We start from the raw sequence: 12,579 nt of genomic DNA on the forward strand, positions 1-12,579 counted from the left end.
ACAGGAGCTCCAGCAAGAAGTGAAAGAGTTGCTAAGTATAATCAATTAATAAGAATAGAAGAAGAATTAGAAGGTGTAGCGGAATATAGAGGAAGAAAAACTTTCTTTAATATAAAATAACATCAAAAGTGCCAAGGAATTTTATTTCTAAGGCACTTTTTAATGTATATTGTAAATTTTTCATGGATAAAGGAATTATTCTTGAAAAAAAATACAAAATATGTTATGCTAACATTAATTAATTATGTAAGGGAATTATAGAAATTCGGAGGTGTTCAAATGAGAACTGCACTTTTAGCTTTAGAAGTAATTTTAGGTTTAGTAGTAATCATAGCAGTATTAGCACAACCAAGTAAATCTGATGCGTTAAGCGGATTAGTACAAGGAAGCAATAACGAAACATTTTATTCAAGAAACAAATCTAGAACAAAAGAAGTAAAGCTTGAAAGATTAACAATGATATCAATGTTCCTATTTGCAGTAGTTGCAATAAGTTTACATTTGGTAAAATAAGATAAAAAAATAACAGCTGTATATGTAGCTGTTTATTTTTTTGCCATTAAATAAAGTTTTTTATTTATTATATGTCTTTAAAACACTATCAATGGAATTATTTATTTTAGTAACATCAGGATTATTAATAGAAGTATCTTGAAGATTATATTTATTTTTTAACTTTAAAATTCTATAAACACTCTTATCTATTGTCTCAGTTTTAATAACTCCAGTTTCTACAGCTTTCTTTAATGAATTTATAGCTGCAATTTGAGTATTATTTTCATAACAAACCAAAACTATATCACTTCCAGCATTCACAGATGTTACAACAGCATCTTCAATTTTATATCCTTTTGATATAGCACCCATGGTCATATCATCAGTTATTACTACACCATCATACTTTAGTTGTCCTCTTAGAGTATCTGTAATAATTGTTTTTGACATAGAGGCAGGATATTTTGCATCTATTTTTGGTAGTAGAATGTGAGCTACCATTATCATATCAGTAGATTCTTTTATAGCTTCTTGAAAAGGAATTAGTTCAAAACTATTTAACCTATTTAAATCATTATTAACTGTAGGCAATCCTTTATGTGAATCTACAGATGTATCTCCATGTCCAGGAAAGTGCTTAACAGCAGGAATAACATTTTTGGATTGAATTCCTTTCATTGTTTGAATACCTAACTTCGTTACAATTTCTGGAGTTGAACCAAATGATCTATCACCTATAACAGGATTTTTGGGATTACTATTTATATCAAGTACTGGAGCAAAATCAACATTATATCCTAATGATTTAACTTCATCTCCAAGTAATTCACCAACTTTATAAGATAATTCAGAATTATTTTTAGTACCTATTACTTTATTTGTTGGAAGTTTTTTGAAAGAACTAGGCATTCTACTAACTCTGCCTCCTTCCTCATCAACTGATACAAAGAGAGGAATTTTATTTGCAGAGTTGGTTTGCTTTAAAGAATTAGTTAAAGAGACTACTTGAGCAGAATCTTTTACATTCTTAGAAAACAATATGAAACCACCTACATGATAATTTTCAATCATTTTTTTTGCATTATCATCCATTGAATAACCATCAAGTCCAACTATAATCATTTGACCTATTTTTTCATCTATAGTCATTTTACTAATTTGCTCTTTTATGGGATCTGGTTTAACTTCAGGTGTTTCAGTAGATTCAGAGTTAGTAGAGTTGTTATTTTCTTCATAGCTTTTATTATTACAACCACTAAGTGTAACTAAGAATGTTATTAATGTGACAAAATATACGATTTTTTTATGCAAAAAGCCACCTCCTTTCGTATATTATAACTGTTTATCTATTAGAAGAAAAGAAATATAAAAAATCAACTTGTAAATCTGGAGTGAATAAGTGGTGTTAAGTTTAATATTTTAACATATTGTAGGAAAGGCTATAAGTAGGAATATTAGTTTTGATTATTAATTAAGAGGAGTAGATATTTATGCATAATAGAGAAAGCAAAGCAGCCATTGTTATAGCAATATTGTTTGAAGTAATACTAATATACACAGGAATTATTGATATTATTTTAAGTCAATGGAAAGAGTTAGCTCAAACATGCTTAGCCATTGCATGTATACCAATACCTTTCATTTTAACTAAGTGGGCTAATAGAAGAAAAATATTATTACCTTTCAATTTTCAAATATTAGCAGTTTGGTTCATTACATTTTCACTTTATTTTGGAGAAATAATGAAGTTTTATGAGATGATTTGGTGGTGGGATTTATTTCTTCATGGTACATTTGGTGCTTATACAGTTATTATAGGAGTATATTTGGTTAAAGGTGTATTTTCAAAAGAGTTTGATGCAACTAAGAAACGATTTGCTATTTTAATTGCTATATTTGCATTTTCTCTTTCAATTGCTTCAGGAACTTTATGGGAAGTTTTTGAGTATTTTGGAGATTTATTATTAAAAACAGACATGCTTGATAATGGGTTTGAAGATACAATGTTAGACTTGATTATAAATAGTATATTTTCATTTATTACAGCCATAATATATTACTTTGTGACAAAAATAAATAATAGGACTAATTGACAATAATATCTAGCAAGAATATAATCAATTAAAAGAATACATACTAATCTTTTACGAATAATATAATTATATAAAAGGGGGCATTATTTATGACAGAGAGAAGTTATGGAAGAGAATATGGATTTTTAACACGTGCAGTACATACTGGCAACGATGTTGATAAAGATACTGGGGCAATAAAAAGACCAATTACTATGGCAAATAGTTATGAACTGCCTTATGATCCAACAGATTTAAATTGGAGTAGTGCTGGAAAGGCTCTTTATACAAGAAATGGAGGATCAAATCAACAATACTTACAAGAAAAATTGGCTTCGTTAGAAAATGGAGAAGATTGTGTTACGCTTGCAAGTGGAGTAGCAGCATTGTCTAGTGTGTTTTTCACATTGTTAAATGCAGGAGATCATGTGATTTTTTCAGATGTTACTTATATTGCAGTATATAGATTACTAAATGAACTTTTAAATAATAAGTATAAAGTTGAAACAACAATTGTAAATACTGGTGATATTGAAGCTATAAGAAGATCTATTAGACCAAATACAAAGCTAATACATATAGAGACACCAGGAAATCCAACTTTAAAGATTTCAGATATAAAAGCTATCGCAGAAATAGCTCATAAAAACAATGTTTTTCTTTCAGTTGATAACACTTTTGCATCACCATATAACCAAAGACCAATTGAATTAGGTGCAGATTTGGTTATAGAGAGTTTAACTAAATATATAAATGGACATGGAGATGCAATGGGAGGAGCAGTAATTGGGCCTAAGGAGATAATTGATAAAATCAGAGCAGATGCAATGATTAACCTTGGAGGGACAATAAGTCCTTTCAACGCTTGGCTAATAATGAGAGGTACAGTTACATTGCCACTAAGAATGAGACAGCATAATGAAAATGCTTTGAAAATAGCTAGATACTTAGAAAGTTTAGATTCTGTAAAGTTTGTAGCATATCCAGGACTTGAAAGTCATAAGGGATATGAAATTGCTAAGAAGCAAATGAGTGGATTTTCAGGAGTTCTTTCTTTTGGATTGAAGGCTAATCATGATACTCATAATAAATTTGTAAGTCATCTAAAGGTGATAACATCAGCTGTTTCTTTAGGACATGATGAAAGCTTGATAGTATTTTTAGGAGAAGATGATGAAAGACAATATTTATATCCAAAGGAATTTCATAATGGATTCTTTAGACTTAGTGTAGGTATTGAAGATGCAGAAGATCTTATTAATGACATAAGACAAGCTCTTGAAAAAGTTGGATTATAATAAGAAAAAAGTAGATTTCTAGATGAAGTCTACTTTTTTCTTAATTTTCCTAATAAAAAAGCATTAAAGTCTTTAATTATGGTAATATATACTTAAGAGTAAGAAAAGGAAAGATTGGCTAAAATATAGATATATATTTTAGTAGGAGGTAAATTAATGGGAATAAAAAAAGCTTTGTTGGAATTCATGAGAGAAGAAGCATATAGACCTATGGATATCCAAGAGTTAGTAGCAGTATTTGATATAAATAAAGATGAATATAAAGCCTTTAAAAAGGTCTTAAGAACTATGGAAAAGGAAGGAATTATTATTAGAACTAAGAATGATAAATTTGCTTTACCAGAAAGATTAGGACTTGTCACAGGAAAACTTCAAGCACATGCAAAAGGATTCGGATTCCTTATTCCTGAAAAAGAAGGAGAAAAGGATGTATTTATACCAGGATCTTCTATGAATGGAGCTATGAATGGAGATAGAATACTTGTTCAAGTTACAAGGGAAGATAAAAATGGAAAGAAGAGAGAAGGAGAAGTAGTCCAAGTTATTGAAAGAGGAAACTCTAAGATAATTGGAGTGTATGAAGATAGTAGAAATTTTGGATTTGTTGTAGCAGAAGATACAAGAATAAGTCAAGATATATTTGTATCTAAAAAAGACAAAAATGGAGCAGAAAATGGTGATGTTGTAGTTGTAGAAATCACTAAATGGCCAGAAAAAAGAAGAAGTCCAGAAGGGATAGTAGTAGAAGTACTAGGTAAAAAAGGTGATAAAGGCTTAGATATACTAACTATTATAAAGAAGTTTGGGCTTCCAGAAGAATTCCCTTCTAAGGTATTAAATTTTGCAGAAGGAATTGAAGAAGAGATAGAACCAAAAGAATATAAGAGAAGAACTGACCTTAGAGATGTTACTATGGTTACTATAGATGGAGAGGATGCTAAAGATTTAGATGATGCTGTATCTATAGAAAAATTAGATAATGGAAGATATAAATTAGGAGTTCATATAGCTGATGTTACACATTATGTAAGAGAAAAGAATCCTCTTGATAAAGAGGCTTTAAATAGAGGTACATCAGTTTATCTAATAGATAGAGTTATTCCAATGCTTCCTAAAAAACTTTCTAATGGAATATGTTCACTTAATCCTAAAGTGGATAGACTTGCTTTGAGTTGTTTTATGGTTATAGATAACAATGGAAAAGTTCTTGATAGTGAAATAATGGAATCTGTAATTAGAACAAATGAAAGAATGACATATACAGATGTTACAAAGATTATAAAGGATAATGATGAAGAACTTATAAAGAGATATAGTGACCTTGTGGATGACTTTAAAACAATGGAGGAGCTTTGTAATATTTTAAATAATAAGAGGTTAAAAAGAGGGGCTATAGATTTTGATTTTGAGGAATCTAAAATTATATTAAACGAGTTTGGTAAGCCTATAGATGTTAAGCCTTATGAAAGAGAAATTGCAAATAGAATAATAGAAGAGTTTATGCTTGTTTGTAATGAAACAATAGCTGAAACTATGTATTGGGCCAATATGCCATTTGTATATAGAATTCATGAAGATCCAGATGAAGAAAAATTAGAAAAATTCAAAGAATTTATATATAATCTTGGATATATAATTAAATGGACTGGAGAAATTAAGCCAAGAAATCTTCAAGAGATTTTAGAGAAAGTTCATGGTAAAAAGGAGGAAACTGTAGTAAGTACATTACTTTTAAGAAGTATGATGCAAGCTAGATATTCTCCAGAATGTACAGGGCACTTTGGGTTAGCTGCTAAGTATTATTGCCACTTTACATCACCAATTAGAAGATATCCAGATTTACAAATTCATAGAATTATTAAGGAACATATAAATGGGAAAATAGATGAAGGAAGACATAAGAAGCTTACAACCTTAGTTGATTATGCAGCAAGGCAGTCATCAGAAACTGAAAGAGTTGCACAACAAGCTGAAAGAGAAGTTGATGATTTAAAGAAAGCTGAATATATGCTTGATAGAATTGGTGAAGAATTTGAAGGAATAGTTTCTTCTGTTACTTCATTTGGTATGTTTGTAGAGCTTCCTAATACTATAGAAGGTTTAGTTCATATAACAGCTTTAGATGATGATTATTATATTTATGATGAAGCTCATCTTTGCTTAATAGGAGAAAGAACTAAGAAGGTTTATAGACTTGGAGATTCTGTTAAGGTTAAATGTAGCAGAGTAGATATTCCAAATCGTGAAATTTTCTTTGAGATGCTAGAAGATGAATATACAAGACAAGAAATTAAAGCTACAAAGGAACTTATAGAAAAGTTACCAGAAGTAAAACAAGATTTAAAAGAAGAAGTTGAAGAAAAGAATGATGATATATTATAATTAAGATTATATAAAAAAATATACCTAAAGTGGGTGAGAAGATGGTTAGAAAGAAAAATAGTAATTCTTTAGCTGAAAATAGAAAAGCTAGACATGACTATTTTATAGAAGAAACAATAGAAGCAGGTATTGCTTTAGTTGGAACAGAAGTTAAATCTATAAGAAATGGTAAGTGTAATTTAAAAGATTGTTATGGAGATATATGGAATGGTGAAATGTTTATTAAAAACATGCATATAAGCCCTTATGAACAAGGAAATATATTTAATGTAGATCCTTTAAGGGAGAGAAAGCTGCTACTTCATAAGGAACAAATATTTAGATTATCTGGATTAGTTCAAAGAGATGGATATACTTTAGTACCATTATCATTATATCTTAAGAATGGAAGGGTTAAGGTAGCTCTTGGAATTTGTAGAGGTAAGAAGAATTATGACAAGAGAGATGCAATGCTTGAAAAGGCTCATAAGAGAGATATTGATAGGGAAATGAAAGAAAGAAGTAAATACTAAAATTAAAAAGAGGGTTAAAACTAAGTTGGGCTTAAGTTTAATCCTCTTTTTTATTTTTACATTTTTGGGTGGAAATGTAAAGTTGTATATAAAAAAATTGTTGGGCTAAATAATCGTTTCTAATATATAGTTTACAACATATTACATATATTGTCTAGTTTTAGGCCACCACATGTATAAAGTAAAAGTTAATATCCTTATCACCCCAACCCAAATCAAATGGAACTTGATATCTATCTACAGTATGAGAATTTATTAGGGGATAACCTTTAGAATCAAATCCAGTGATTATAGCATTATGATCAATATCATTTTTCTTATCATAAGAAACAAGATCTCCAACATAAAGATTTTTAAATACAAAGCTTCCATCCTTAAGGGGTTTTAGAGAATTAGGAAAGTCAGCTTTTTTAACTACCTTACCTTTACCACTATATAAAATATAATTTTTGAATCCATCAGCATTAAGCCAAGCAACGCTTCCTTCTTGTTTTTGAGTTACAAAGTACCAACTAGAGTCATTAGGAAGAGCACCACCTTCTTTATCTCCAAGACACTGAGACACATAATTTGTACAATTTCCACCAGAGCCTGTGAAGTTAAAATATTTTTTGTTATATTTGGTAGGGTTTTTACTGGCCCATGTTACACCACAATATTTATTAGCATATCCTTTGCAAGCTTCTCTATTTAATTTTTTATTTTTAGGAGTTTTAACATCATTTCTTTTTAAATTTATATTATAAGTAGATTCTTTTGTTATGGGAATCTCTTTTTCTTTTAAAGTAAATGAATATCTTTTTAGTCCATCTTCAAAACAATCTAAATAATAATCATTTGCTATTTTATATGAAGTGTTATTTTTATTTAACTTAATTATATGAAATAAAGATACTCCAAATTCATTTTTTACATCAGGTTCATCATTATATACATATTCAAATTTATATTCTTCATCTACTCGTATATTAAAAGTATTAGGACCACCTCTAATATATCGAATGTTAGGGTAAGATGTAATTGAAGTAAAAGTAATATTACGTTCATTAGCCCAATCTCTTAAATATGCAATTCGCTTAAATTCATGGTGCAAAGAATAACTACCATCATTAGTGTTCATAATAAAATAATTATAGAGATTTTCTACATTACCTGTAATGAAAGAAGAATTACGGGTAGAGTAGAGTTTGTTAAAGAAGGTGGAAATAGAGGCCTTTAAGGCCTCTTGATCATCAGGAATTTCTGCAGGATCAATATCAGGATTGACTGCTTTTATGGTTTTTGCATTTGTGCATGCATTAAAACTGTTAGCATAACTGGTGGTTCTGGGATAATCTTTGGAAACTAAAATAATAGCGCCTGTTAGTAGGTAAAATAAAATAAAGATTAAGAAAAAAACTTTTAAGGTTATATAGTTTTCTTTAATGAATGCTTTAAAGTCATGAAACCAAAGTGACATTCTTTTTCCTCCTTTTCCGTGGAATAAGGATAGTATTAGCATTTTAAGCTATTTTTATGATGGTAATAAACACATCATGAAGATGAAAGTAGTTATAGGTGAAATTTATATTAAATATTTTATTTTTTTACATTTAAAAGATGTAAAGTCTAAGGGACATGAAAATAAATAACAAGTCCAAATTTGCCATGAATATTTTTCATCAGGCAAGGAAGCAGATTGGTCTCATAGCTGGCTATTAGGGCAATCTGCTGACACAGGATGATGGGAAATATTCTGGCGGATTGACTTGTTATTTTTTTGATTGTCCCTAAAGTTATTAGAAAACAATGAAGTCATTAACATTTGACATGCAAAATTAAGTGATATATAATCTAGTTACTGAAGAAATTAAAACTGAATAGCAAGGTTTTGAGAATTCTTCTTACAAACATGGGGGCGTTATGGCTTCGACGGGGGTAAGGTGGGTTTGATAAGCGGGCCGAGGTAAGCATGTTCCCTCGATAATCAAGTATGCATTAAAGATAAACGCAGAAGACAATTTTGCATTAGCAGCTTAATATAGCCGCTCATCCGCCCAGGCTGCCTACGGCTTGGATCACGGGTGTCATTTAAGTAGGAAACGAAGCCTAGCAAAGCTTTGAGCTAGAGGGGTATTTATGAAGCTAGCGAATTAGTCTCCTGTCTGTAGGGGTTCTAAGGAGCGAAATTTAATATACAGACTACGCTCGTAGAAAGTCAAGCTGGTCTGCTTTCGGACAGGGGTTCGATTCAATAGAGTCGCCTTATGTAGCAATACATAAGTGATAACTTGGCTTTATCGGTGAAACCGTAGCAAGTGACGTTGACGGTAATACCGAGAGGTATGTAGGGAAACCTAACAGCCTCGTATCGACTTATAGGTTCCTAAAGCTTTTAGTTATGGAATACTAGGATGAAAGACGTTAAACTATATTGAGCTTTCATAATACGCCAAGATACAAGGATACTTGTATAAGATATAGTCAGGACCATTAGTAATAATGGATGCCACTGACCCCTCGCCTCCACCAAATAATCACCGAGATTGTGATACAATGTAAAACCCTTGATTTCAAGGGTTTTTGTTGTTTTAAAGGCAAAAAGATACAGCTAAAATTTGATTTTGATATTTAGTTTTTCAATTTATATAGAGTAAATAATATCTATAAGGAATCGTAAAGTGATATGGTATGATAGGAATTTACTTAATTGGGCAAAAATAATAATGAATTTTAATTAGAGATTTCCATAAAATCTAAATAAAATTTCTCTTTTAATTTCAACATTTCAGAGCTATATCTACCATTTCTAGGGGGATTTCTTTATACCTAGCAATGATAAGATTAGCTCTTTTCCTTTACTTTCACTATCTATACTTGCTTTTCAGATAATCGTTTATACGCATTAAGTTTATATTGTACATTTTTGTCATAGTCAAATTTAAAATAACATGTGTATATAGAATCTAAAATATACAATAAAGATAATCGTGTTGAAAAAGATGAAATTTTATTATAGTGGTTTTCATCTGAACTTAAATACAATTGATAGTTTGCATATTTAGTAAGAGGATTTTCATTTGTAGAAGATATTAATATAATTGGTGTTTTATTTTCTTTTAATACATTAGCTATATCTTTTATTATTATTCCTCTACCCTCAAAGGAAGCTATTATGGCAACATGATTTTCATTGCTAGTAGATGCAGTTAAGAGTTGATGATACTCTTCTATTGGAACATTAATAAAGGTCCCAATTTCTTGCATTTGAAATTTAAAGTTCTCTGCAAAATATAGATTTCCAGCAGATGTATAAAAATCAATGTGCTGTGCCTTTTTTAAAACAGTAGCAATTAATCTTAGTTGCTCTAAATCTATTAAATTTAATGAAGATACTAATGTTTGTTCATATAATTCCTTCATTTTCAGTACAATTTGATTTTGTGTTTCATTTTGCTTAAATGGATAGTTATAATCTATTGGGCTTTTTTCTTTTAAATATTCGTTAATAGATACAGATACTTGAACTTTTAATTCTGATAGTCCTGATAAATCTAATTTTTGACATAGTCTATAAATAGTTGAGGTTGAAATAAAGCATGATTCACTAATTTCAAGAGCACTCATTTTCACAAAAGTTTCAGGATTATCTTGCATATAGTTGACTAGAGTTTTCTCATTTTCAGTTAAGTTGGTTAATTTATTTAATTTACTAAAAATGTTCATGAAGATCACCTCATGAACATTATACAGTATTTTATTAACTTATTTTGTTAATTTTATTCAACTTTTAGATTTTTATAATAATAAATTTTATCATTATCATTTATTTCACGTATTACTTTACAAGGATTTCCCACTGCTATAGAATTTGCAGGAATATCTTTTGTCACTACACTTCCAGCACCAATAACTGAATTTTTTCCAATAGTTACTCCAGGACATATAATTACACCACTTCCAATCCACACATAATCTTCAATAGTTACTGGAAATGCATACATTTCTCCATGTTGACGAAGCTCAGGATGAACAGGGTGCCCTGTTACTGCAATAGTTACATTGGGAGCTATTAATACATTATTTCCTATAGTGATTTTATAATCATCTATAAGAGATAAATTATAATTAGCATAAAAATTATCTCCAATAAAGACATTGGTACCATAACATAAATTAATTGGAGGTTCTACCCAACAATTCTCTCCTAATAATCCGAACATTTCATTCATTAGCTTGATTCGTTTTTCTATATCTGAAGGTCGTGTATGATTAAATTCATATACTAATTCTTTTGCATTCAATCTCTCTTCTGGTAAACCTTCACACATATCGGTGAAAAGTTTTCCATTAGCTATATTTTCTCTTTGACTCATCTCAAAAATCCTCCTCTTTACTATTGGGTATATTTTGGTTATTACCATTTAAAAATTTCTAGTTATGTTCTTTAGCCATTTATAATTTTTATAGTGTCTATATACAAATGGCATTTTAACAAATTCATCTAAACAAATTATGAAATATACTATCATAACAGGAAGTTTAAAAACGAAAGCACATAAAAAGCCTAATGGAACTGAAAAAGCCCACATATCAATTGCATCACAAACAAAGCCAAATCGTGAATCTCCACCTGCGCAGAAAATACCACTAATAACTGTAGTGTTAACAGCTTTTCCAATTACATAATATGCGCTGATAAAAAGCATATCATTCAGATACTGATAAGCAGTTTCTGATAATGAAACCATATTTAAGATATAAGGTCGTAGCAGTATTATTATAATTCCTCCAACTATACCAGAAATAAGACTTACCTTAAATAGTCGTAATGCATAATCCTTAGCAAGGTTTAACTGATTTTTTCCAAGTACATTACCAAGAAGTATAGCACCTCCACTAGCAATACCATAGCATACTATAGTGGCGAGATTTTTTGCTACAGTAGCTACAGAATTTGCTGCCACTACATCACCACCCAGATGCCCAAGAATTACTGAATACATTGTAAATCCAATTCCCCAAATAATTTCATTTCCTAACACTGGCATTGAATAATGGAGAAAATCTTTAAAAAGTACTGGATTGTGTTTAAAAATGTAATAAGGTTTTAAACTTATGGTTTTAAAATAAAATGAATCAAGAATACAACATGCTAATTCAACAGCTTTTGCAATGGTTGTTGCTATTGCAACACCAATTACCCCCATTTTAGGTACCCCAAATAGTCCAAATATAAATACTGCATTAAGAAAAATATTTAATAGTAAAGATAGAGAGCTTATAAATACACTAAGCTTAATTCTTTCCATGCTTTTCATAACACAAAGATACATTTGTGAAATACTCATAAAAATATAAGATATACTGATTATTTTAAGAAAAGATGCTCCTATCTCTATAAGTTCCATATCAGAGGTAAATATTTGCATCAAAAGCTTAGGGAAAAAATAGGAACTGATTGAGAATACTGTTGTTATACAGATAGATATCTTTAGAGCTATACCAAGTATTTCATTAATAACTAATTTGTCTCCCTTACCCCAATATTGTGATACTAACATTGTTGTACCTATTGTTAACCCCGCGAAAATAAGGTTTAAAATAAACTGTATCTGATTTGCTAAGGATACTCCAGAAAGTGATGCTTGATTCACATATCCAAGCATCATAACATCTACAAAGCTTGCTGCTGAAGTCATTAAATTTTGAAAAGCTATTGGTATTATCAATGCAAACAATGTAGAATAAAATTCTTTTTTATTAATATTTTCTGTATTCACTTTACACTTCATTTCTTTTCAAGAGATAAAATCTCAATGAAATTATAACTTTATTTTT

Annotated in this window: 11 protein-coding genes and 1 other RNA gene; 7 read left to right on the plus strand and 5 right to left on the minus strand. The window is 29.7% G+C overall.

What is annotated here, in order from left to right; all coding sequences use genetic code 11:
* Positions 1-120, plus strand: a 120-nt coding sequence (locus tag NNC19_RS08940) for a hypothetical protein (protein WP_310938340.1), incomplete at its 5' end; no start/stop codon positions are given.
* Between the two features lie 159 nt (positions 121-279).
* Positions 280-513, plus strand: coding sequence for a preprotein translocase subunit SecG (gene secG / locus NNC19_RS08945; protein ID WP_310938293.1), 234 nt, complete (start codon positions 280-282; stop codon positions 511-513).
* A gap of 60 nt (positions 514-573) precedes the next feature.
* On the opposite strand, the gene nagZ is transcribed toward secG, so the two are convergent.
* Positions 574-1,806: a beta-N-acetylhexosaminidase gene (nagZ, locus tag NNC19_RS08950; protein WP_310938294.1), complete on the minus strand. Its 1,233-nt coding sequence runs from the start codon at positions 1,804-1,806 to the stop codon at positions 574-576.
* 179 nt (positions 1,807-1,985) lie between these two features.
* Here nagZ and NNC19_RS08955 point away from each other — a divergent pair, with 179 nt between their 5' ends.
* The 4 genes from NNC19_RS08955 (at position 1,986) to smpB (ending at position 6,759) form a co-directional block, all read left to right on the plus strand.
* On the plus strand, positions 1,986-2,588 hold the full coding sequence (locus NNC19_RS08955) for a hypothetical protein (RefSeq protein WP_310938295.1): 603 nt from the start codon (positions 1,986-1,988) through the stop codon (positions 2,586-2,588).
* 89 nt (positions 2,589-2,677) lie between these two features.
* The gene (locus NNC19_RS08960; protein ID WP_310938296.1) at positions 2,678-3,865 is read left to right on the plus strand and encodes a PLP-dependent aspartate aminotransferase family protein; all 1,188 of its coding nucleotides are present in this window, start codon (positions 2,678-2,680) and stop codon (positions 3,863-3,865) included.
* Between the two features lie 156 nt (positions 3,866-4,021).
* The gene (gene rnr, locus NNC19_RS08965) at positions 4,022-6,247 is read left to right on the plus strand and encodes a ribonuclease R (RefSeq protein WP_310938297.1); all 2,226 of its coding nucleotides are present in this window, start codon (positions 4,022-4,024) and stop codon (positions 6,245-6,247) included.
* A 41-nt stretch (positions 6,248-6,288) separates the two neighbouring features.
* A complete protein-coding gene (smpB, locus tag NNC19_RS08970) occupies positions 6,289-6,759 on the plus strand; it encodes an SsrA-binding protein SmpB (RefSeq protein ID WP_310938298.1) in 471 nt (156 codons plus the stop codon).
* 160 nt (positions 6,760-6,919) lie between these two features.
* Here the strand turns inward: smpB and NNC19_RS08975 are convergent, their stop codons facing one another.
* Positions 6,920-8,218: an amidase domain-containing protein gene (locus tag NNC19_RS08975; RefSeq protein WP_310938299.1), complete on the minus strand. Its 1,299-nt coding sequence runs from the start codon at positions 8,216-8,218 to the stop codon at positions 6,920-6,922.
* 442 nt (positions 8,219-8,660) lie between these two features.
* Here NNC19_RS08975 and ssrA point away from each other — a divergent pair.
* Positions 8,661-8,992: a transfer-messenger RNA gene (gene ssrA, locus NNC19_RS08980) on the plus strand.
* A gap of 617 nt (positions 8,993-9,609) precedes the next feature.
* On the opposite strand, the gene NNC19_RS08985 is transcribed toward ssrA, so the two are convergent.
* From NNC19_RS08985 to NNC19_RS08995, 3 genes are read right to left on the minus strand one after another with little or no spacing between them, the layout of a single operon-like run.
* The gene (locus NNC19_RS08985) at positions 9,610-10,464 is read right to left on the minus strand and encodes a MurR/RpiR family transcriptional regulator (protein WP_310938300.1); all 855 of its coding nucleotides are present in this window, start codon (positions 10,462-10,464) and stop codon (positions 9,610-9,612) included.
* A gap of 53 nt (positions 10,465-10,517) precedes the next feature.
* A complete protein-coding gene (locus NNC19_RS08990; protein WP_310938301.1) occupies positions 10,518-11,114 on the minus strand; it encodes a maltose acetyltransferase domain-containing protein in 597 nt (198 codons plus the stop codon).
* A gap of 48 nt (positions 11,115-11,162) precedes the next feature.
* The gene (locus NNC19_RS08995) at positions 11,163-12,533 is read right to left on the minus strand and encodes an MATE family efflux transporter (protein ID WP_310938302.1); all 1,371 of its coding nucleotides are present in this window, start codon (positions 12,531-12,533) and stop codon (positions 11,163-11,165) included.
* Positions 12,534-12,579 lie beyond the last annotated feature (46 nt).

The sequence above is a fragment of the Clostridium sp. SHJSY1 genome (genome assembly GCF_031626875.1).
Classification (GTDB): Bacteria; Bacillota; Clostridia; order Clostridiales; family Clostridiaceae; genus Clostridium.